Annotated in this window: 32 protein-coding genes and 1 pseudogene; 22 read left to right on the plus strand and 11 right to left on the minus strand. The window is 25.2% G+C overall.

Going from position 1 to position 21,621, the window contains the following annotated elements:
* The first annotated feature begins 5 nt into the window (after positions 1-5).
* Complete coding sequence (locus tag AACK91_RS00770; RefSeq protein WP_338963479.1) at positions 6-518, plus strand: hypothetical protein; 513 nt, start codon at positions 6-8, stop codon at positions 516-518.
* A 376-nt stretch (positions 519-894) separates the two neighbouring features.
* Here the strand turns inward: AACK91_RS00770 and AACK91_RS00775 are convergent, their stop codons facing one another.
* The 4 genes from AACK91_RS00775 to AACK91_RS00790 form a co-directional block, all read right to left on the minus strand.
* A complete protein-coding gene (locus AACK91_RS00775) occupies positions 895-1,281 on the minus strand; it encodes a hypothetical protein (protein WP_338963481.1) in 387 nt (128 codons plus the stop codon).
* A 139-nt stretch (positions 1,282-1,420) separates the two neighbouring features.
* Positions 1,421-2,026, minus strand: coding sequence for a hypothetical protein (locus AACK91_RS00780; RefSeq protein ID WP_338963483.1), 606 nt, complete (start codon positions 2,024-2,026; stop codon positions 1,421-1,423).
* Positions 2,019-2,621, minus strand: a complete 603-nt coding sequence (locus AACK91_RS00785) for a hypothetical protein (RefSeq protein WP_338963485.1) — start codon at positions 2,619-2,621, stop codon at positions 2,019-2,021. The genes AACK91_RS00780 and AACK91_RS00785 overlap by 8 nt, the downstream gene beginning before the upstream one ends.
* A gap of 13 nt (positions 2,622-2,634) precedes the next feature.
* Positions 2,635-3,882 carry a hypothetical protein gene (locus AACK91_RS00790; RefSeq protein WP_338963488.1) on the minus strand — a complete coding sequence of 416 codons (1,248 nt, stop codon included), beginning with the start codon at positions 3,880-3,882 and terminating at the stop codon, positions 2,635-2,637.
* A 533-nt stretch (positions 3,883-4,415) separates the two neighbouring features.
* Here AACK91_RS00790 and AACK91_RS00795 point away from each other — a divergent pair.
* From AACK91_RS00795 to AACK91_RS00805, 3 genes are all read left to right on the plus strand, one after another.
* A complete protein-coding gene (locus AACK91_RS00795; RefSeq protein ID WP_338963247.1) occupies positions 4,416-5,378 on the plus strand; it encodes an IS1/IS1595 family N-terminal zinc-binding domain-containing protein in 963 nt (320 codons plus the stop codon).
* A 194-nt stretch (positions 5,379-5,572) separates the two neighbouring features.
* Complete coding sequence (locus tag AACK91_RS00800; RefSeq protein ID WP_338963490.1) at positions 5,573-5,977, plus strand: hypothetical protein; 405 nt, start codon at positions 5,573-5,575, stop codon at positions 5,975-5,977.
* A gap of 18 nt (positions 5,978-5,995) precedes the next feature.
* Positions 5,996-6,175 (plus strand): hypothetical protein, encoded by a 180-nt coding sequence (locus AACK91_RS00805; RefSeq protein WP_338963492.1) that lies wholly within the window; start codon positions 5,996-5,998, stop codon positions 6,173-6,175.
* A gap of 149 nt (positions 6,176-6,324) precedes the next feature.
* Here AACK91_RS00805 and AACK91_RS00810 read toward each other — a convergent pair whose 3' ends face one another.
* Both AACK91_RS00810 and AACK91_RS00815 read right to left on the minus strand, forming a co-directional pair.
* On the minus strand, positions 6,325-7,128 hold the full coding sequence (locus tag AACK91_RS00810; RefSeq protein ID WP_338963495.1) for a hypothetical protein: 804 nt from the start codon (positions 7,126-7,128) through the stop codon (positions 6,325-6,327).
* A gap of 18 nt (positions 7,129-7,146) precedes the next feature.
* Positions 7,147-7,272: a hypothetical protein gene (locus tag AACK91_RS00815; RefSeq protein WP_338963497.1), complete on the minus strand. Its 126-nt coding sequence runs from the start codon at positions 7,270-7,272 to the stop codon at positions 7,147-7,149.
* A gap of 143 nt (positions 7,273-7,415) precedes the next feature.
* Between AACK91_RS00815 and AACK91_RS00820 the strand changes: the two genes are divergently transcribed.
* Entirely contained in the window at positions 7,416-8,378 is a 963-nt protein-coding gene (locus AACK91_RS00820; protein WP_338963247.1) for an IS1/IS1595 family N-terminal zinc-binding domain-containing protein, read from the plus strand.
* A gap of 139 nt (positions 8,379-8,517) precedes the next feature.
* Here the strand turns inward: AACK91_RS00820 and recA are convergent.
* Positions 8,518-9,554 (minus strand): annotated as a pseudogene (recA, locus tag AACK91_RS00825) (recombinase RecA).
* 53 nt (positions 9,555-9,607) lie between these two features.
* Complete coding sequence (locus tag AACK91_RS00835) at positions 9,608-10,081, minus strand: nicotinamide-nucleotide amidohydrolase family protein (protein WP_338963502.1); 474 nt, start codon at positions 10,079-10,081, stop codon at positions 9,608-9,610.
* A 105-nt stretch (positions 10,082-10,186) separates the two neighbouring features.
* Here AACK91_RS00835 and pgsA point away from each other — a divergent pair, with 105 nt between their 5' ends.
* Complete coding sequence (gene pgsA / locus AACK91_RS00840) at positions 10,187-10,888, plus strand: CDP-diacylglycerol--glycerol-3-phosphate 3-phosphatidyltransferase (RefSeq protein WP_338963504.1); 702 nt, start codon at positions 10,187-10,189, stop codon at positions 10,886-10,888.
* Positions 10,881-11,684 (plus strand): SDR family NAD(P)-dependent oxidoreductase, encoded by an 804-nt coding sequence (locus tag AACK91_RS00845; RefSeq protein ID WP_338963507.1) that lies wholly within the window; start codon positions 10,881-10,883, stop codon positions 11,682-11,684. The genes pgsA and AACK91_RS00845 overlap by 8 nt, the downstream gene beginning before the upstream one ends.
* A 30-nt stretch (positions 11,685-11,714) precedes the next feature.
* Here the strand turns inward: AACK91_RS00845 and AACK91_RS00850 are convergent, their stop codons facing one another.
* Positions 11,715-11,846 carry a hypothetical protein gene (locus tag AACK91_RS00850; protein WP_338963509.1) on the minus strand — a complete coding sequence of 44 codons (132 nt, stop codon included), beginning with the start codon at positions 11,844-11,846 and terminating at the stop codon, positions 11,715-11,717.
* A gap of 96 nt (positions 11,847-11,942) precedes the next feature.
* Positions 11,943-12,203 (minus strand): hypothetical protein, encoded by a 261-nt coding sequence (locus AACK91_RS00855; protein ID WP_338963511.1) that lies wholly within the window; start codon positions 12,201-12,203, stop codon positions 11,943-11,945.
* Positions 12,204-12,888: 685 nt separating this feature from the next.
* Here AACK91_RS00855 and AACK91_RS00860 point away from each other — a divergent pair.
* The 11 genes from AACK91_RS00860 to AACK91_RS00910 all read left to right on the plus strand — a co-directional run bounded on the left by AACK91_RS00860 (position 12,889) and on the right by AACK91_RS00910 (position 16,678).
* Positions 12,889-13,146, plus strand: coding sequence for a hypothetical protein (locus AACK91_RS00860; RefSeq protein ID WP_338963513.1), 258 nt, complete (start codon positions 12,889-12,891; stop codon positions 13,144-13,146).
* A 22-nt stretch (positions 13,147-13,168) separates the two neighbouring features.
* Complete coding sequence (locus tag AACK91_RS00865; protein ID WP_338963515.1) at positions 13,169-13,333, plus strand: hypothetical protein; 165 nt, start codon at positions 13,169-13,171, stop codon at positions 13,331-13,333.
* A 2-nt stretch (positions 13,334-13,335) separates the two neighbouring features.
* Positions 13,336-13,554, plus strand: coding sequence for a hypothetical protein (locus tag AACK91_RS00870; protein WP_338963518.1), 219 nt, complete (start codon positions 13,336-13,338; stop codon positions 13,552-13,554).
* 3 nt (positions 13,555-13,557) lie between these two features.
* The gene (dcm, locus tag AACK91_RS00875) at positions 13,558-14,508 is read left to right on the plus strand and encodes a DNA (cytosine-5-)-methyltransferase (protein WP_338963519.1); all 951 of its coding nucleotides are present in this window, start codon (positions 13,558-13,560) and stop codon (positions 14,506-14,508) included.
* Positions 14,492-14,770, plus strand: coding sequence for a hypothetical protein (locus AACK91_RS00880; RefSeq protein WP_338963521.1), 279 nt, complete (start codon positions 14,492-14,494; stop codon positions 14,768-14,770). Before dcm ends, AACK91_RS00880 begins: the two co-directional genes overlap by 17 nt.
* Complete coding sequence (locus AACK91_RS00885) at positions 14,757-15,083, plus strand: hypothetical protein (protein ID WP_338963523.1); 327 nt, start codon at positions 14,757-14,759, stop codon at positions 15,081-15,083. The genes AACK91_RS00880 and AACK91_RS00885 overlap by 14 nt, the downstream gene beginning before the upstream one ends.
* A 2-nt stretch (positions 15,084-15,085) precedes the next feature.
* Positions 15,086-15,220 carry a hypothetical protein gene (locus AACK91_RS00890; protein WP_338963525.1) on the plus strand — a complete coding sequence of 45 codons (135 nt, stop codon included), beginning with the start codon at positions 15,086-15,088 and terminating at the stop codon, positions 15,218-15,220.
* 12 nt (positions 15,221-15,232) lie between these two features.
* Positions 15,233-15,610 carry a hypothetical protein gene (locus AACK91_RS00895; protein WP_338963527.1) on the plus strand — a complete coding sequence of 126 codons (378 nt, stop codon included), beginning with the start codon at positions 15,233-15,235 and terminating at the stop codon, positions 15,608-15,610.
* A complete protein-coding gene (locus tag AACK91_RS00900) occupies positions 15,610-15,993 on the plus strand; it encodes a hypothetical protein (RefSeq protein ID WP_338963529.1) in 384 nt (127 codons plus the stop codon). Before AACK91_RS00895 ends, AACK91_RS00900 begins: the two co-directional genes overlap by 1 nt.
* Before the next feature lie 66 nt (positions 15,994-16,059).
* The gene (locus AACK91_RS00905) at positions 16,060-16,395 is read left to right on the plus strand and encodes a hypothetical protein (RefSeq protein WP_338963531.1); all 336 of its coding nucleotides are present in this window, start codon (positions 16,060-16,062) and stop codon (positions 16,393-16,395) included.
* 1 nt (position 16,396) lies between these two features.
* Positions 16,397-16,678 carry a recombinase RecT gene (locus AACK91_RS00910; RefSeq protein WP_338963533.1) on the plus strand — a complete coding sequence of 94 codons (282 nt, stop codon included), beginning with the start codon at positions 16,397-16,399 and terminating at the stop codon, positions 16,676-16,678.
* A gap of 124 nt (positions 16,679-16,802) precedes the next feature.
* On the opposite strand, the gene AACK91_RS00915 is transcribed toward AACK91_RS00910, so the two are convergent.
* The gene (locus AACK91_RS00915; protein WP_338963535.1) at positions 16,803-17,786 is read right to left on the minus strand and encodes an IS30 family transposase; all 984 of its coding nucleotides are present in this window, start codon (positions 17,784-17,786) and stop codon (positions 16,803-16,805) included.
* Positions 17,787-18,106: 320 nt separating this feature from the next.
* Between AACK91_RS00915 and AACK91_RS00920 the strand changes: the two genes are divergently transcribed.
* The 4 genes from AACK91_RS00920 (at position 18,107) to AACK91_RS00935 (ending at position 21,620) form a co-directional block, all read left to right on the plus strand.
* Positions 18,107-18,505 (plus strand): hypothetical protein, encoded by a 399-nt coding sequence (locus tag AACK91_RS00920; RefSeq protein WP_338963537.1) that lies wholly within the window; start codon positions 18,107-18,109, stop codon positions 18,503-18,505.
* Positions 18,498-19,958, plus strand: a complete 1,461-nt coding sequence (locus AACK91_RS00925; protein ID WP_338963539.1) for a PBSX family phage terminase large subunit — start codon at positions 18,498-18,500, stop codon at positions 19,956-19,958. The genes AACK91_RS00920 and AACK91_RS00925 overlap by 8 nt, the downstream gene beginning before the upstream one ends.
* Positions 19,931-20,056, plus strand: coding sequence for a hypothetical protein (locus AACK91_RS00930; RefSeq protein WP_338963540.1), 126 nt, complete (start codon positions 19,931-19,933; stop codon positions 20,054-20,056). Before AACK91_RS00925 ends, AACK91_RS00930 begins: the two co-directional genes overlap by 28 nt.
* A 172-nt stretch (positions 20,057-20,228) precedes the next feature.
* Complete coding sequence (locus tag AACK91_RS00935; protein WP_338963541.1) at positions 20,229-21,620, plus strand: hypothetical protein; 1,392 nt, start codon at positions 20,229-20,231, stop codon at positions 21,618-21,620.
* Position 21,621 lies beyond the last annotated feature (1 nt).

Consider the following 21,621-nt stretch of genomic DNA (forward strand, 5'->3'; position numbering starts at 1 on the left):
CAGCAATGCTAACCACTGCTGGAGAAGAAGAAATCATTGGCGCTGAAACAACAGTTAGTGCAACATTAGCTCCCGAAACATTAGGATTATCAGTTTTAATAGGATTAATCATTGTTGGTACTACCTCATTAATTTGATGATTAAATGATTCTAGTTCACAATTAATTAGAAATAAACCACATAGTCAATATAATGAAATTGAGAAATATTATAAAGTTTTCCACGATCAATTAAAAATAGGAATTAATTTATCTAAATGAAAGAAAATAAGTCAAATTTATTATCAATATTATAATAATTATCAAAAATTTTCACATATGGTTAAAAAAGAAATTATTGATTTTTATAGAGAAGATCATAGTGGTTGGGGTGGAAGTATTAACGAAAATGATATTGATATTTTAATTAAAGTATTATTTAATAATTTTAATGAAATAAATAATAAATTTGTTGTAAATTCTGTTGGTGGTTGAAAAATTGTTACAGATACAAATGGTAGTTATTTTTTAATGGAATAAAAATAATTTTGGTAAAATACCCCCCTTTTGACTTAAATTTACTTTTTACACCAAAAAATAATAAAAATTTATTTTGGAAAAATATTTTATTTTATTAAAAAATAAAAAAATATTGTATTATTTTTAGATTAATAGTATACTATGAGTAAGGAAAAATATTTTTCCTAAATCTCTAAAGTAAACAGAATAATTATATTTTTAAGGGTTTATTATTACAATACCATCTCTCCCCTTTAGGTTATCTCTTATCTTTTCTTTTTATATAAGTTACCATAAAATAATTTAAAATATAAACCCTTATTTTCGCCAATATAATTATTCTTGTTTTCCAAAAAGAAAAAAAGAGATTACTTGTTTTCCCGACAGGTAATCTCTTTTAATTTGTAATATTAATTTGTTCAAGAAATTGAAATGTTTTTTTACCAATAATTACCTTTTTTTCCGTTTCACCATCAAGCGTATAAAGCACTTTATTAAAAAAACCATTAATATCAATCCCAATAATTTGTGTTAAGGCAATTGCTTCATCTAAAAAGAAGATTGTGTGATCATTAACTTTAATTCACAAACTATTATTAACTAACGTTTGAATAATTAAATAGCTAAGAATTAAAACGTAATTACAAATTGCAATAATAACATATAAATAAACTAAAATATTAGGAATGTTTGTTAAGGTCATTAACAAAATATAATTAATAATAATAAACACATTAATTGGTGTTAAAACAAAATAAATTGTCACAAAAATAAAAATTAACATTTGTTTTCAGCGGTATTCTTTGTTAAACTGGTTGTTTTCCTTTTGTTTTTGATAATGTAAAAAAAAATAAAATATGAAAGGTGTATAATGCAAGAATTAGAATTAAACTAAAAATTAAAATAATATGTATTGTCATTTGTTATATCCCCTTCTGTTGTCATACTTTAAAAATTGTCATTGATATTTTAACATCATTTGTAATAAAACGATAAATTTTTTCATTTGTACTAATAAAAAAACCAATTTGATATAAGCCATTAAGATTAAAAACACTAGGTAAAGCAAAATTAATATCTTTTAATCAAATTATTAACTTTTGTTGTTTTGCCGTAATTACTAATCGATAGTTAGTAATATAAATATCACCACTAATTGTTTCACTTCCGGTGGCGGAAGTAAGATTCAGATAGCCTGGAAGATTTTCAATATGATATTGCAGGTCAACTGCTGGTCTTAAATAATATGCGTTTTGATTAAGTTCTTTTTTCTTTATAATTTCATAGCTCGTAACTTTTGCATGATAATAACATCTTTCATTTTTAGGTAATTCATAGCTAATTGTAATTTCAGTTAATGAATTATTTAAAAATGAAAGATTATTATCAATATCATTTTGTAATACTTGGTTTTTTTGCTTAAATTGTTTGATTTTTTGTTGTTGAAATAATGCTAGAATTAAAACAATAATAATTGCCAATCCTAAAATACTTCCAAATAAAATGATTCCAATTCAATAACTATTCATTATTTTTTCACATCTTATATATTGAATATGGGATTTCAAAACCCTTTACAATAATCATAAAACGTTTTTGTTCGATATATAGATAAAACCCTTGTAATAAAGTATTATTGATGCGAAAAATGCTTAATTCGATATTATCAATCTTGTTTAAATCTCATATTGTTATAATTTCATTATTAATAATTAATATTCGTTGGTTAGTAAGGAAAAGATGACCTGTTTGAAAGGGAACTTGTTCAATTAGCTTGATTTTTTTGCCATAACCATAACCAACAGTGATTCCATTATCAAAAGGAATTTGATATTTTGATTGTGGTTGATAAGAAACTTTTGGTGATTGCCGATGAAGATAAATTGTAACTGGGGTATTACTAAATCCTTTTTCACCAGGTTGTAATTTAAATTTAACGTCAATTTCTTGTAATTGTAACATTGCAAGGTTATTGTTAATGTATTCTTGATTATCTACTTCTAACTGTTTATAAATTTCATAGAACAAATGTTGTTTTTTACGATAAAACCATATAAAAAAACTAATAAAAATAATTAATAAAACAAGAAAAATACTAATTATAATTCATCCTAATGTTGTCATTGTCATCCACCTTCTATTTTAAAATATTAATTCCATTATTAAAATTATTAATAAAGGTTTGTAACATTAATTCTTCCGCTGAATTTCGTGGTTGTTCAAACCGATTATAATAATAAATATTAATTAATTCTTTTGTTTTTTGGTTTAATTTATCATAGTATTTTTTATCAATTAAAAAATGGGTTCCTTGATTAATAATAAGACTAGAGATAAAATTTTGTCATTGTTTTTCATTTTTAATTTTTTCTTCTCATTCAGTAAAATAAGTATTAAAAATGCGATTATTTTTATGATAAATAAAATGAACCCCGCCATTTTTGTCATGGTTAACTAACCGACTATATAAGATTTTATTTGGTAAAAATGGATTATTAGGTGAGTTAATCGCTTGGAAGGTAATTGGGGTTAGTTGTACTAATAAAATATCATTTCAAGTAAGAGTATGAATTTCTTTTGGTAAGATGATTTTTTTAACTACATAATTACGATTTTTATTATCAAGATCATTAATTAAACGATATAATTCTAACTCATAAATTAAATGTAATTTCATAATTCGTCGTAATTTAAGAGTTAAAATAACTTGTTCCGCAACACTTAAATGGTGATAAAAGGCTAAATAAGTTTGATATACTTCTTGGTGATCAATTAAGTTATCATTAATATTTATTAAGAGAGCTGCTAATTGAGGTGAAAGCTCTTTTTCTTGTACTAGATATTCATTAAGATGGTTTTGACAAAAAACATTAAATGCATAAGGCACTTGGCCTTCGCCTGTTATGTCTAAAAACGGTGTTTTAATGTTTTTAAAAAAGTGTTTTGAATGATAACGATCTAAAAAATAGCAATTTTTACTTGTATTAAGTGGATAAAGGTGGTGTTCAGCGACTTTATTGTTGCAGTCTTGTAAAATACAAGTTTGGTTTGCACATTCTTGCAAAACACGTTGATAATGGGTTGTTTCTTGTTGAAGATACGCTTCTTTTAATGTTGGGTCCCCTACTGCTTGTAAAATTGAAATATATTCTTCCCATTTCTTTTGTGAATTTAATACTTTTGGTTTACAACAAGTTTCATATTTTTGTTTACTTAAACAAATACAATCTTCATCATTAGCAAAAGTAAAAATTGGGCGGTAATATTTATGCAAGTAATCTAATTGATCATCATCCAAATAATAACTTTTTAGTAATGCATCAAACATTGCTTGTTCTGACCCTTTTAAATTATGCTCTAATTGTTTTTCTAATCCATCTTGCATTTATGAATCCCCTTCTTAGTTAATGTTCTTTAAAATAATTATAAACTTATCTCTTTAATTTTACTATAAAAAAGCGCTTTAACTAAAGTAAAGCGCTCAAAGGCAACATATAGATTTTTCTGCAATAATTTCAATTATATTTTATTATTTTGATAATTTTATAAACAAACTACTTTTACGAATAAAAGCAACATTTTGGACCGTTAAATGATTATACAATTATAAAGTGTATTAATTGAAATTACCGCATAGTTTTGTAGTCTTTTACAAGGGAAACATATAATTAAAAAAATAATTAATTATTAAGATTGGACTATATTAATAACTAATTAGTCTTTATGTAACTTGTTTAACTACGTAAATATTATATTTTATTTGCAAAATTTTTGCAAGTATTTTTTAATTTAACAAATAATTTTATGTAAAAAATAATAAAAAAGATTAAACTTTTTCCTTTAATTTTGTCGAAAACTCTTGATATTTATAAAATATACCTAAAATTAGGTATATTTTTAATATATAGAGGTAAATAAATGATGAAAAAAATAATTACAGAATTAATAAATAGCTTAACAGATGATCAATTTTTAGAATTTTATGAAAAAATAAAACAACAAGCAGACTTAATTAAAAAACAAAAACGTTTAAATGAAATTGATCAAAAATTTAGAGATAAAGGCATTATATGTCCTAATTGCAAATCTTTTCATTGTGTTAAAAATGGTCATAATTCCGAAGGAAAACAAAAATATTTATGTAAAAAATGTCGTGCTAGTTTTGATGCATTTCGTCATCATTTTACTTATTGAAGTCATTTAAATTATGAACAGTGAAATTTATTAATTCAAATTTCATTGTTAGGACAATCTAGTAAAATAATTTCTCGTTTTATTAAAACAACCCCAAAAACCGCTTGATATAATCGACAAAAATTAATGCAATCAAAACAATTAGAAAATACACAGTTAAAATTTAAAAAATTAAATGGTCAAATCCAAATGGATGAAACATTTATTAAAGAAATTCATAAAGGCAATTTTAAAGATAAATTTGATAAACGAAAAACTCATCTCGATCCATTTTCAACTGATACCAAATGCTGTATTCAAATGGCAGTTGATAGCAATAATAATATTTTTGTTCAATCCACCAATACCAAAAGATTACAAAAACAATGGATTATTGAAAATATGAATAAGCAACTAATTAAAGAAAAATCAATAATTATTTCTGATATGCAACCACTATATTTATTAGTAGCAAAACAAACAAATTCTACTCTATATTCCACCAAAACTAGTACAAACCCTGATACTAGTTATCAAAAGTTAAATAAGATTAGTAAATTACAATCCAGTCTTAAAGAAGCCTTAATTCATTATCATGGTTTGGGTTTCACTAATATTCAAAATTATTTAAAGCTCTGAAAATGAAAATACCAACACAAAGGTTTAACACCAAACCAACAATCAACGGTATTATATTTTAACGTTTAAAAAATTTAAAGCAAAATCATAATCTTACACAAAATTAGTTTTCAAATTGTCATATTGATGATTTTTTTTATTTCATCAAGAGTTTTCGACAAAATTAAAGCAAGTAGCTTCTAATATTTGCCAGTTTTACTTGTGTTACTTTTGTCCTTTTATAATAATAAAATATGTTAAGATATCTTCTAGGGGGGGAGTTTATGAAAATTTTATTAGTTGGTGCTCAGGGAAAACTGGGTCAAAAACTTATTAATGAGCTTATTAATAATAACAACGTTATCATTACGGAATTCACCGGAAATGCGAGTGATTTTGATAATCTTAAAGCCCAAGCCCATGGCCAAGATGTTTTAGTTTCAACTGTTGGGGCACATCGTGTTGAAGAATTAGTTCTAATTGCAAAAAATATGATTACAATTGCAAGTGAAAATCAGCAACGAATTGTTTGAAGTGGTGGTGGCGCTGGTTCATTGTGAACAAATGAGCATACAAGGTTAATTGATATTCCTGTGAATGATTTTCCTGCTGAATTAGCAGCTTGAAAACCTGCTGTTTATGGTCATTATGAAGTATTAAAATTATTGCAAAATAGTAGTGTCACATAGTCATATTTATCACCAGCCTTGGATTTTGAAGATATTCCACCACGAGGGTTATATCAAACTAAAACTAGTGATGATGCTTTATATAATGCTAGTGGTGATAGTTTTGCAAGTTATATTAGTGGGGCGAAAGCATTAGCAAGTGAAATTATTAAACCACAATATTTACACCAACGTTTTACGATTGTTGAAAATTATTAAAATTAAAAAAACAAACTATTTAAAATAGTTTGTTTTTTTAATTTTAATTTATGACCAAATTATTTAACTGATCATTTTAATAAATTTATGTAACTCAACTAAATTAAAAACAACACATAAAAATAATATGTAGAAATTAACTTATTACTTTATAAAGTCAGATTTTTAACTAATAATTTATAAATCCCTTGAGAATAATCTGATGTTATTAAAACATAAAAATATTCGTCTAATATTTTATCATTTGGAGAATGACCGCTATTAACTTCGCTAGCAGGTTTGAAAAAATGATCTTCGCCATCACGTTCTGCTTGATGAACTCCAATTGCTTTAACTTGTGGAATAGTGCTAATAGTTTCTTTATTAATGTAATCTAAAACAAGTTTATTATGGTTTGTTTTATTGAATGAATCCAAGATTTGATGTGCGTATCAATAAAATCCTAGGTTTTCTAAAGTAATATTTGATTTAAATTCTCGATCATAATAATTAATATCTTTTGCATCAGATTTATAGTCAACTATTATTTTATTTTCAAAACCACCTAAAATTTGATAAGCATTAAAATATTGTTTCACTTCATATGTGTTAAAGTCTATATTTGAATATTTTTCACCATCAATTTCAGCTGATACTAATACTTCTCAACTATAATTTCCATAATTATCAATTTTTTCAATTGTGACTTTTTGGCTTAAAAATTCAATGTTTTTAGCAAAGGCCAACTTCTTAATAAGAGAAGGGGCACTACCAACACCGCCAGTTCTTTTACCAGGAAAACCTGTTTGATAAAATTGTGATTCAATATTTACTTTATCAAAAGATACAACATTATTTTTATGTACAAAGTTTCGCATTTCGTTAACAAAATCTGTTAAAACTTTTGTTTCATCATGTGTTTGTGTTAAAGGTTTTCCGGTACCATCATTATATTTTCCTGTCTCAAATACCATAGCAAAATTTTGGGTTCCTTATTGTTCAGCATTTATTATTTTATTAGATAGTTCTTCATTGTTCTGATAAGGATTAATATTAACTACACTTGCAGCAGATGCAGCAATTATAGCTGGGCCTAAAATAGCTAGTAATTTCTTCATTACTTGTGCCCTCCTATCAGCAGAATTTTATCTGCTTAATTTATTAATATTTTTATTAGAAATCTTTAATTTTGTCGAAAACTCTTGATATTTATAAAATATACCTAAAATTAGGTATATTTTTAATATATGGAGGTAAATAAATGATGAAAAAAATAATTACAGAATTAATAAATAGCTTAACAGATGATCAATTTTTAGAATTTTATGAAAAAATAAAACAACAAGCAGACTTAATTAAAAAACAAAAACGTTTAAATGAAATTGATCAAAAATTTAGAGATAAAGGCATTATATGTCCTAATTGCAAATCTTTTCATTGTGTTAAAAATGGTCATAATTCCGAAGGAAAACAAAAATATTTATGTAAAAAATGTCGTGCTAGTTTTGATGCATTTCGTCATCATTTTACTTATTGAAGTCATTTAAATTATGAACAGTGAAATTTATTAATTCAAATTTCATTGTTAGGACAATCTAGTAAAATAATTTCTCGTTTTATTAAAACAACCCCAAAAACCGCTTGATATAATCGACAAAAATTAATGCAATCAAAACAATTAGAAAATACACAGTTAAAATTTAAAAAATTAAATGGTCAAATCCAAATGGATGAAACATTTATTAAAGAAATTCATAAAGGCAATTTTAAAGATAAATTTGATAAACGAAAAACTCATCTCGATCCATTTTCAACTGATACCAAATGCTGTATTCAAATGGCAGTTGATAGCAATAATAATATTTTTGTTCAATCCACCAATACCAAAAGATTACAAAAACAATGGATTATTGAAAATATGAATAAGCAACTAATTAAAGAAAAATCAATAATTATTTCTGATATGCAACCACTATATTTATTAGTAGCAAAACAAACAAATTCTACTCTATATTCCACCAAAACTAGTACAAACCCTGATACTAGTTATCAAAAGTTAAATAAGATTAGTAAATTACAATCCAGTCTTAAAGAAGCCTTAATTCATTATCATGGTTTGGGTTTCACTAATATTCAAAATTATTTAAAGCTCTGAAAATGAAAATACCAACACAAAGGTTTAACACCAAACCAACAATCAACGGTATTATATTTTAACGTTTAAAAAATTTAAAGCAAAATCATAATCTTACACAAAATTAGTTTTCAAATTGTCATATTGATGATTTTTTTTATTTCATCAAGAGTTTTCGACAAAATTAAAGTTAGAAATACAATTGTTTATTTGAAAAATATGTTATTATCTAATTTTGTTCAGTTTTAATTGTAAAATTATTTATAATTTGGTGATAAATTTCATCAAAAACAGGTGGATTCATTTTAAGATATTCTTTTACTTGTTCGCGGCCTTGTCCTAATTTATTATTTTGATAAGCATATCATACTCCTGTTTTTTCTAAAATATCATATTTCACTGCTAAATCAATTAATTCATAATATTTATCAATTCCTTCATTATAGTTAATATCAACGATTGCTGTTTTAAAGGGTTGTGAAACTTTATTTTTTACAACTTTAATTTTAACTTTATTCGCAGTGGCGATCCCAGCGGTAGTTAACGTTTCTGTTCGGCGAACATCTAAGCGAACGGAAACATAAAATCGTAAGGCACGACCACCGGCTGTTGTTTCGGGACTTCCAAAGAAAACGCCAATCTTTTCACGAATTTGATTAATAAAAATAACACTGGAATTTGTTTTATTAATTACACCATTTAATTTTCGTAACGCTTTACTCATTAGACGAGCTTGTGCCCCAATGGTAACATCACTCATTTCCCCATCTAATTCTACTTTTGGAACTAATGCTGCAACTGAATCAATCACAAATAAATCAATTGCATTTGATTTAACAAGGGTTTCTAGAATATCTAATGCTTGTTCACCAGAATCAGGTTGGGCAATAATTAATTCATCAATGTTAACACCTAATTTTTTGCATAATTTGGATCTAAAGCATGTTCGGCATCAATAAAAGCCCCTCTTCCCCCCTTTTTTTGTGTTTCAGCAATGGCATGTAATGATAATGTTGTTTTTCCAGATGATTCTGGTCCAAAAATCTCAATAATTCGTCCTTTTGGATATCCACCAACACCAATTGCTTCATCAAGTAATAAACTACCTGTTGAAATTGCTTCAATGGTTAAGTTACTTTTATCTCCCAATTTCATAATGGCACCTTTACCATATGCTTTTTCAATTTCTTTCATTACATTTTGTAAGATTTCATCTTGATCAATAGTCTTGGCATTATCAGAATTTGTTTTATTATCTTCTTCCATTTGTAACGCTCCTTCCTACTTAGTTTTATCTATTTTAATTAATGATTCCTTTTTTATTTTAAAATAATTTGTAAAAGATGGTTAATAATTGTTTCAGCGGCAATAAGTTTTATTTTTTCTCGTGGTCAAGTTGGATTTAATGATAATTCAACTGTCGTTGGTTGATTTTGATAGACAATTGTGGCAAAGATGGTTCCAATTGGTAATTTTTCTAATTTACCAGGACCAGCATTACCAGTAAAACTAACAGCAAGATCGCTGTTAAATTGGTTTTGACAAGCAATTGCCATTGCTTCTGCGGTTTGTTTTGAGACAACCCCATATTGAGTGATAATCGCTGCTGAGACATGACCAATGTTAACTTTAACATCATTGGTATAAGTAACAATACTTCATATGAAAACTTGACTAGAATTAGGAATATTTGTTAAAAGATGACTAAAAAGACCACCCGTTATTGATTCATATGCTGCGATTGTTAATTGTTTTTGTTGTAATAATTGAATTAATTTTTGTGTAATTTTCATTGTTTACCTCAAAAACTTTCTTTAATATTATACATTTATATAATATAATATGTAAGTAATATTAAATTGTCAGAGAAAGAATATCGTTAGAAAAGAGGACTTAAAATGAATTGAGCTAATCGTATTACATTAATTCGAATTTTTTTAATACCAATTATTATTGTGCTCATGGTAATTGTTCCGTTTCCAGGAACATCACTATATCATGGTTGAGACCAATGGTTAACAATTAATGGACCTAATGTGACCTATTCGTTACCAATTAGTTATTTAATTGCTGGAATATTATTTATTGTTGCTAGTTTAACTGATTTATTAGATGGTTATATTGCTCGTCGTTATAATCAAGTTACTACTTTTGGAAAGTTTTTTGATTCAATTGCCGATAAATTATTAACAAATACTGTTTTAATTGTTTTTGCTTGTGCAAATATTATTCCTGTTTGAATGACAGTGGTTTTAATTGCTCGTGACTTTGTAATTGATGTTGTTCGTCAAATTTTAGCGTCACAAAAAGTAATAATGGCAGCTAATCAATTAGGGCGTGTTCGAGCAGCAGTTGAAATGTTTGGAATGATAATCTTATTCTTTATTGGTTTTCGTATGTTTGGTGGGCAAAGTTTAAAAACGGGACAATGAGATGAATTTGGGTGAGTAAATCAAATTATTATGATTCCAATGTATTTAGCAACAGTTTTATCATTATTAGCAGCTGGAAATTACATTTACTTAAATCGAAAAGCATTATTTGATATGACCGTGATTAAAAAACCAAAATTAGAAAGTGACCAAAATCAAAATGGCTAAAAAAATAATAAATAATTCAGAATGAGCGGTTGTAACAGGAGCTAGTAAAGGTTTGGGATATTGTTATTGTGAAGAGTTATTAAAACTTGGTTATAATGTTATTGCTGTTGCTCGTGATACAACATCTCTTGCTATTTTGTATGAAAAGTACCCCGACCAAGGAATCAAAATGATAAATTATGATTTAAGTAATTTAGATAATCCTTATCAGTTGTTTGCTGATGTAAAAGCAGAAAATGTTACGTTGTTAATTAATAATGCTGGTTATGGGGTATGAGGTTATTTTAATGAATCAAGTCTAGAACAAGAAATGAATATGGTTGATTTAAACATCAAGGCGTTACATATTTTAACAAAATTATTTGTGCAGCGTTTTATTGATCAAAATAAGGGTCGTGTGTTAAATATTGGTAGTTTAGCAGCCTTTACTCCTGCTCCTGTTTTTGCCAGTTATTATGCTTCAAAAGCTTATGTCTGAAGTTTGGGGGTTGCAATTAATACTGAGTTAAAGAAAACAAAATCCCCTGTTCGGGTAATTACCTTGTGTCCAGGTCCGTTGAAAACAGATTTTTGAAATCGAAGCAGTAATCAAAAAGAGGCAAAATATCATTCAACAGTAAAAGTAATGAAAACAGCAACATATGCTCGAAAAAGTTTAATGCGTGGTTTAAAAACAAAACGAAAAAATTACATTATCACAGGAAGTGTGAATAAGATGGTTAAAGCATTAACCAGATACGCACCACAAAGTTGTGTTTTAACATCAGTTTATAATTATCAAAAAAACCGAAAATAAAAGTTGAAGTTAACTTCAACTTTTATTTTTTTATCATCATATAATGTTTAAGATATCACCAGAAAATATTCTCCCCCATGGTCTACTACCAGTGGCAGCATAATTTCCAGAACCATAAAAATGAATTCGCATCATTAAATGTTTTAATTTTTTGTTTGTCATTGTTTCAACTTTTCCCCCAATTCAAGCATATAATGTAGCTGAACCAATTGTTTCTCTTTCTTCAATAATATTAAAATAATTTGATAATCAATTTTCTTATCAATTATTGGTCATATATTGTAAACTATGTTTACCTTTTGCATGCGTAAACATTCCAATTCCGGCAGATAAATTAGGTAATTCAACAGCTTTGTAAAGATATTTAAAGACAGCTAATGATTTTATGCCAGTATGGGCAGTTAAATCCATTCATTTTGTTGAAATTAATCATTTAATTTCCTCACCTTCACTTGCTAAATTTTTATTGTATTTTTCAATTGGTTGGATGTTAATTGCAATCTTATTTTTTTGTAACAATATTTTCTTTGATAAAACAACTGGTAGTTGTAGGTGCTAATAAACTGCTTGTTAAAAATAATAGTCATTTTTTCATTCTGTTTTCTCCCTGCCTTTTTCTTATTTTTTATAAAATTTAGAATAAAGGATGAAGTAGGAAAAATCAACTCTTATTAAAGAGTTGATTTTTTTATTTAAAAATTAACTTTAAAAATTAAATATATTGGTTCTACAATTATTTAATTTACAATTATATATTTTTAGTGGAAGGTTCCCCAACATGACATTTTGTCAGTAAAGAAACCACTAGAACTGTTAACTTGTTTTTTGCGATTTTGTAATTAATGATTTTGATTAAGATAAACAGATAATGCTGTATTCATAACTTTTAATTAACAAGAATAAAAATAAAATCGTGTGCGTAGGGGTTGATTAACTTTTAAGAACTGGGCAAGTATTTCTTAATTAATCTACTAGAGGGGACTTGATGAGGAGGTACTTACAACTACAAACACCTACAAATTGTAGAAAATTGTAGTTAATTTACCAAAAATTACCAAAATTATAGGAGGTTTATATGAAAAAGTTAAATAAAAAAACTATTAATAAATTAAATCAATTAATGCTTAAAAGTTATGCAGTCTCATTTGAAGATATGACTGATGAACATTGAGCATTAGGTAAACAGAATTAGGAGGAATTAAAAATGTCATATTGTATTGGTGATTACTTAAATGAAAAATGAATTAATAATAAAGCATTAAAAATTAGTAATAAAGATATTATTTATGCACAAATTGATAGTGATAATGAAAATTTAGAATTAAATTTATATCTTAAATTTGGTAATGAAGAGCGATGGGTGGGCAATGTTTTGTTGCCAACAAATTTTTACTTGAATTTGAAATGATATCAAATTAATGAAGTTAAAGGTTTAATTAGTGATTATTTAGAAGATGAATAAGCAGATTACGAGGTGATAAATTATGAATAAAAGATACTTATTAGTAATTAATACTAAATATACAACAAATACTTTATTTTTTTATACATTAGAAGAAGCAAAAATTACAGCGGAAGAAAACTCTTCTTTTAGAACAACTATTATTGATTTAGAAAATGAAAATATTAAATGACAAGGAGTTGAATAATAATGATGAATTTAAAAGATTTATTAAATGAAATGTTTGATAATTACCCAGATTGTTATAAAGATTATGGTTTAACAATTATGGATCGTTATGAAATTGAAGTTGAAAATAAAAAATTAACACCCGAAGAAATAGATAATTTAACTCATTTATATTTTGACAAACCTAAAAATAATTATATTGGAAATGAAGATAATGAAAAAGTTGATAAAATTGAGTAATTTATGTTTAAAATAATAGAATTATTTGCAGATATTGGCACTCCTCGTAGAGCATTAGAACTTGCAAATATTCCACATAAAACTATATGATTTAGTGAAATTGATAATTATGCAGAACAATCATATCGAGCAATCTATAATGATTACAAAACACCAAACTTAAATGATATTACTAAAATTGATGTAGCAAATCTTACAAAGGAAAAAATTGACATTATTATTGGTGGTTGACCTTGTCAAGATATATCAAAAGCAGGTTTTTTAAAAGGAATGGATAAAGATAGTGTTACTAGGTCGAGTTTATTATGAGATACATTAAAAATCATTAAATTTTATAAACCTAAATGAATTATTAACGAAAATGTTGATAATGTATTAAGTGAAAAAAACTTTAAGAATATTCAAAAATATTGTGAATATCTTAATAATCTTGGATATGAAACAGATTATAAAATATTAAATGCAAAAGATTATGGAATACCACAAAAACGCAAAAGAATATTTATTATAAGTAAATTAAATGAAAATTGAATATGAAAATTCCCTTGACCAACTCAAAAACTATTAGAATATCAATTTAAAGATATTGTAAATTGAACTATTCCAGGTAATAAAGAAATTCCAAAAGGAACAACTTTCCATAATGGTTTTATTCGATTAAATGGTACACGTAATAGTTGAGATTATTGTCCAAATGCTGATGAAAAATTATATCCTACTTTAACTACAAAAGCAGATAGAACCAAAGTTATATTAAATGATAAATATCGTTATTTAACAACAGATGAAATGACTTTATTAATGGGTTATACATTAAATGATTTAGAAAAAATGTTAAGTGTTAATAGCAAAAGTCAAATTCAAAAACAATTAGGTAATTCAATAGTACCAAGTGTATTAAAATATATATTTTTAAATTTAGTAAAGGAGAATGAAAATGACAAAAACAGTTAAAGAATTAATTAAATGATTTGAAGAAAAATTAAATTTTCTTAATGAAAATGAGTATACATATTTAGATTTTGAAATTACAGATACAGAATTGGAAGAAACAATTGATATCTTACAAGCATATGAAAATGAACTTGCTGAAAAAGATAAAGAAATTGAATTACTAACTAAAAAATATAGTTTTGTTTCACAATATGCTAAAACAGCAGCGTTACATATTGAAGATAAATTATCAAGAAAGGAAGAAGATAATGAAAACATTTAAAGAATTAATAGATGAAATAACAATATATTATTCGGAAACATCATTTCCAGTTCCACCCTATCAAATTTTAGAATTAATTGAAGAATTTAAAATATTTTATGAAAATGAAATTAGTAGTGCAATTACAAATGAACAAATGACATCTGATTTTTTAAGAGATAAAATTGATGAAAAAGATAAAGAAATTAATAATTTAAAAACAAAACAATTATTTAAAGAAGATTTTAATGTTGCTGATTATTGTTGAGATAAAATAATTAAATTAAAAGATAATTCAAAATATGAGAAATTAACTAGTAAGGAGAAAAAATAATTATGAAATGCCCACATTCAAATTGTAAAGAAAAAGTATCATATACAATTGATAAAAAAGGTTTTGATAATAGAATATTAAGAACATATGCTTGTGAAAAACATTATCAAAATATAGTTAATAAATATAAACATTAAAGGAGAAAAACAATGGAAGAAACAGTTAAGAAATTAATTATAAAAATAAAACAAGAAATTAAATTATGTAATAGTGCTTTATCATTAAGAACATTAGAAGATTTAATAAATAAATATGAAAGTGAACTTATTGAAAAAGACCGTAAAATTGATTTGCTATTAACAGCAAATAGAGAAATTACTTATTCAAGCAAAAGTAGAGAATATAATCAACAACAATTATATAAAGAAAATTTTGATAGTTGATATCAATGCGATGAGTGTAAAACTTTATATGATGATAATTATTGTCCATCTTGTATGGAATGAATAGATATTAATGAATATACTTATGTTTTAAAAAATAATTCCGATTATGACAAATTAGAAAGTAAAGAGGCGGAAGAATAATGAGTGATACTGTTAAGAATACTGTTAAAAATGTAATATATCAATTTTCAATAAAGGGATCAGATTTTGAAAATTTATCAATGCTAGCGTTACCTATTAAAAATTGAATTGATGAAAACGGGCAGGAATTTGCAGATTTTATTATGCGACATCGTAATCTTTGAAATGCTACTAATTATGAAAATATCCATTTAAAAGATATGCCATCAGCGATGGATAAAGTTGATATATTATTTCGCGAACCACTACAATTAATTAAAAATTTTAAAGATGAATTAAATCGAATTCGTACTAATATTATTACATTTGAAAATTATTTACAAAATCATAAAATTGAAATTAAAAATAATATGACACAAGCACGAATCCAAAAACAAAAATAATTATTTAAAGAAGAAGAATTAAAAAAACAAGCATTAATTGAAGAAGCTAATAATTTAAGTGAAGATATGGGTCTTGATATGGATCAAATTCAAGATGAACAAGTTCGTGTAATGGAAAAAATTGAACAAATTGATAAATCACTTGATCCAAAACAATTAAAAAAAGTTGGTATTAATATAATTAAAGAAAAATTATTAGTTAAAGATATTGAAGTAATTGGAATTGATAATGATTTTTTAGAAAATGCTAATCAATATGAATTAAAGCAATTAATTAAATATTTAATTGTTGATGAGAAGTTATTTAAAAACACAATTAAAGCACAATGAGATACAAATACAGATACTAAATTAATTGGTATTAAAGGTATTAATTTTAAAATAAATAAAGGAGAAAAATAATATGGCAAATATTGTTGATTTTTTAAGAACAGATGTAGCAACTGATTGAATAAAAAGTAATTTTTCAGATGAAAATGAAATTAGAAGATTTAAAAGTAATATAGTTGCAATATCAAATAATAATGAATTATTACAAAAAGCAGACCCAAAAACAATTATGACTGCGTGTTATCAAGGAACATTATTAGGTTTACCAATGGAAAAAAAATTTGGTTATGCTTATGTAGTTCCATATAACGTATTATGTAAATCTAAGCTCCAAATTTATCTCTTGTTATTTTAATAATAACACTTTTTAAAAGAAGTGCAACTATTTTTTTAAAAAAATAAATTATTTTTAAATTTACCCTATTTTTGGCATATTTAAACACACTGAAAAATAATTTATTAAATTACTTCAAATAAACTTATCTAAAATTCTCTAAAAATACTTCTTTTGAAGTTCTTCAATTAAGAACGGGCCTTAATTTTTCATTTATAATATCGACTACTAAATCTATTTCTTGTTGCGTAACAAGATTAAAATCTGTCCCCCTACCATATCGTTTTCTAAATTCACGGTTTAGTCTTTCAATTAATGGTTTTTGATTAGGCGAAGCAGGGTCACAAAAATAAACATTAGAACCAGTAATCTTTTCCATTTCTTCAAACTTACTAAATTCTTTTCCTCTATCGGTTATTATTCCTTTAATTTTTCCAACTAAACCATTAATTCTAACTATATGTTTAAGTTTTTCTAAAACTTCATTAGCAGTATGTTCTTCTAATTTCATAGCAAAGTATTTTTTACTTGATTTCTCTGTAAAAACTAAACAACTAGATTGATGTTCTTTTCCAACTACGGTATCCATTTCAAATCAACCAACATCTGTTTCTTTATTTTCAATATCTCATATTGATTTAAATCTTTCATCTAATTTCCCACGATTATCAGGTCTTTTCTTTGTTCTATTTCTTCTACCACCATTTAATAAATTTTTCTTTAACAAACCCAAAAGACCTAAAAAAATTCATTTATAAAATGTTTTAAGACAGGCAGGAAATTTGATACCAAATTTTATTAAAAATCGCTGAATAATTTCTGCTGGTGAATCACCCAAAATATTAAATCGTAAATTTAAAAATTCTTGTTGTTCTTCTGTAAATGTAGGTATTTTTTTAATACACTTTTGTCGTTTTTTATAATAATAATCATGTGCCTCACGGGCATTATAATCTTCTATATTTGTAAATCTATTAATTTCTCTTTTAACAGTATTAATATCTCTTCCTGTTTGTCTTGATATTTCAGATAAATTAAGTGTGCCATTTTTCTTTTTGCAACTATCAGATAAAAATAAATCCTTAAAAAATCTTAGTTCATCATATTTTACATGTGTATAATCTTTCATTACTCTATATTTCCTCCAATTCTTTTATAAAAATAGTTATACATTAAATTTATAAAAAAGATAAATTTTCACATTTTTTTAAATTAAAATTATTGACAAATATATTATTAATTATATAATTATATTGTAACAAGCTCCAATTTATCTCTATATGCTTGTATACTAAAATAAAAAGTAAAGTAATTTACTTTTTTTTATTTTGATGTAAAATATAAATAATAAAAAGAACCGCGATGGTTCTTTCATAGTTTTTATTTACTCTTTTATTTAATCATATTCATTAAATAATAGCAATTTTAGTATGCAAAAAGGAGTAAAAAATGAAAGAATTTAATCCAAATAAAGCAAGTTTGGCAACTTTTTATCGTAAAATAGAGCAATTTTGAGAAAATAAATCACCCAATAAACCATATACTTTGAATGATTTAACCAATGAATTCAATCTTTCTAACAGATGAAAGCACGAAAATTACAAGAGCGAAAAGATAGTTCCTTTACTTGAAAAACAAGTTGATAGAATTGAAAGTGAAATAATTAATTTTATGATGAAAACACCTGATGGTGATAAATTATATTGACAGCGTGCATTTAATTATAAATATTCACTGCAAGAAAAAGAACTTGAAAAAGAATTAAACTTAAATAATCAGCAACCAATAATTGTTAATTTACAAACTGATATTAGAGATATTAAAAAAGAAAGTGATAATAATGCTTAATCATTTTACTTATTTGTTAGAAACTCCTTATTGATTATTACAAAATAGTAGTATTGGTAATAAATATCCCTTTGCTAAGAAATATGAGTTAGTTAATGAAATTAATCAAATTGGAACACGATATAGTGGTAAGACTATTTCAAATATTAAAATTTTTGGTGAATTATTAAAAATTAGTTTATTGATTAAAGAACCAATTTGTATCATTGCTAGTATGTATTGGAGTAAAGATTTAAAAGATAGTGTATTTCAAAATATATGAAATATGTTAGATGAAAATAATATTCCTTATACTATTAATTTATCAAATTTTACTTTTACTTTATCAAATGGTAGCAAAATATATTGTAAAGGTTTACATTCACCAAGTCGAAAAGAAAAATTAAAAGCTTTTGCTGATTTAAATAAATATAAATTAGTTATTGATTGAATAGAAGAATGTGATCAATTTCAACAAAAAGATTTAAGTGATTTAGAATTTGCTATTCGTGGTTATCAAAATAAAATAACAATTAATACATGTAACCCCGAAAGCTTAAAAAGATATATTGTTGGTTATTGTAATGAATTAATGCCTTTTAATGAAGAAATAATGCGTAGTAAATATGAACAAATTAATTATATCGAAAAATGAAATATGAAAATTATTATTCATTATTCTAGTTGAAGACTTAATTATGAATTACCACAAAATAAAGTTAATGAACAATTAAGATTAGAACAATTAGATATTGAAAGAGCAAGAGTATGGAGTTGAGGATTGCCTGGTAATACTAGTGGTTCAATTTTTGCAAGATATATTGATATTATGCAAGCAACAGATATTATTCAACCAACTAAATTATTAGGTGGTGTTGACTTAGCAAACTCTACTAGCCCCAAAGGGCATACAACAGCAGCGAGTTTTTGAATATATAATTCATTTGATAAAAAAGCCTATAAAGTAGCAGAATATGCACACTCAAATGCTACGCAACAATTTAAAGGACCATTAGAACAGGTTAAAGATATTTTAGAGTTTTACAACAATCAATTAAACCAATACTTTAATTTAATACAACAAGGAATATCAATTAATGTTGATGATAGTGCTTATGCAACATTAGAAAGTTTAAACCGAGAGAAATATAATTATACTTTTGGTCAATACATGAATTTTAAACCAGCACAAAAGCAGAAATTTAAAATAAGACATCGTATTGAAGCATTTACAATGTTAATAAATACTAATCAATTAAAATGATTATGAGAAAAATGTCCTGTAAGTAAAACCCAATATGAATTAATTCAATGAGAAGATAAACCAGATGCCAGAGAAGAGAGAATGTTAGATTTATATGATGATACATTTGATAGTGATTTTTATGCTTTACACTTTGAATTAGTTAATATGGTTAAACATAATAGTTCAGCAGATTATAAATTATGACAACAAAGGGAGTGAATAACTTAATGAAAAAAGATATTTATGTAATACATGATGAGCGTGTAATTAATGCAAAAAGACCATATATGTCTGTTTGTGGACAAGTTAAAAAAAGACTTTGTTAAGAATTAAAAAAAGATAATATCGCAATATGTAAATTAAATTTATATAACGAATATATTAAGAAATATCAAAAAGTTAAAGTATGTGTACAAGTTTTAGCAAATGAACCTAGTTTATTAACAGTAAATATTATTAATTATGCACTTATTTTAAAATTAAAGGAGCAAAATAACAATGAATAATACTTTTCCTAGTTTACCAAACTTAAATGATATTAATAGTGTTTTAAAATTTTATAATTATGATTGAACTATTAATTTAGCCAATATTATTGCTCGCCATCAAATGCGATTAATAAATGGTAAAGATATTTTATTTAAGTCGCATCGTAAAGATATTTTAGAAAAATTAAATTGATGATATGAAACTTATAAAATAAAAGAAAAATTAGATAAAAATGAATTAACAGCAAGTTTAATGGGCAAAACTATTTTTGGTTTATTAGAAACATCAGATGGAAATATTGATTTATGAATTAACCCTTTTAACTTTACATCTCGTGTAAGTAAAATAAATGAAATTGAACAAGGTGCTGATATTTGATTAAATTATCATCAATCAGATAGTGGTTTTATTTTAAATTTAATTTGTACCAAAGATAAAATAATTATTAAAGGTTGACCCAAAAATAATGAGGTAGTTGTTGGGCAAAGTAAAACAGAAATTAAAGATAATGTTAAACCTGTTTTAGTACAAGAATTTAAAAATAAATTAGGTATAGTACCTTTCTGAGAAATGATAAATGAACCTAATCCATTATTCTTATCAACATCAACTACATTAAACCCATGACCTACAATGGCAAATTGTTATAAATTACAATTTGATTTAGAAGATAGTTTTAATATTAAATCAAAAGAAAGATGAGCAAATCGTACGCATTGATATGGAATATTAGATGATGATTTAATGACTGCTTATAACAAGGGTAATAAAAAAGTATTACAAGATGCTTTTGATGATATTTTTATTCAATCAGGTCAATCAGCAGTTGATGGTCAATTATCCCAATCTTTACAAGTAGTACAAGGTACACCAACCTTAGAAACATATACCGAAGACCAAAAAGCTATTATTGAACAAGTATACTTAGCATGTCATTTTTCTAGTCCTTTTGGTGATAAATCAGATAATGACCAAAATAAAACACAGTCATTATTAACTAAAACAAAAGACTTAGAAAAACAAGCATATTTACAAGCATATCGTAAGCAATACTATACTAAAATGTTTGATACTGTTTTAAAATATTATGGTTTATGAGATGGTGTTGGTGAACGAGAATATGGTTTTGATTTTATTAGTGCTAGTTTAGTTGACCAAATGCGACAAAATGAATTAATTACTGCTAGATTAGATAATGGCACATTGGAACCAATAAGAGCAATTACTGAATATGATAATATTGATGAATTAGAAGCAACTAAATATTTTGAAAAAGTAGAAGCATGACAAGATAAAATTCAAGCCAAAGAAATAGAACATAATAATAAATTAATGGAATATGATGAAACTGGTAATAATCAAAATGCAGTACAAGGTAGAACAGAAATTAAGGAGAATTAAC

This window comes from Spiroplasma endosymbiont of Sarcophaga carnaria (assembly GCF_964019595.1).
Classification (GTDB): Bacteria; Bacillota_I; Bacilli_A; order Mycoplasmatales; family Mycoplasmataceae; genus Spiroplasma; species Spiroplasma poulsonii.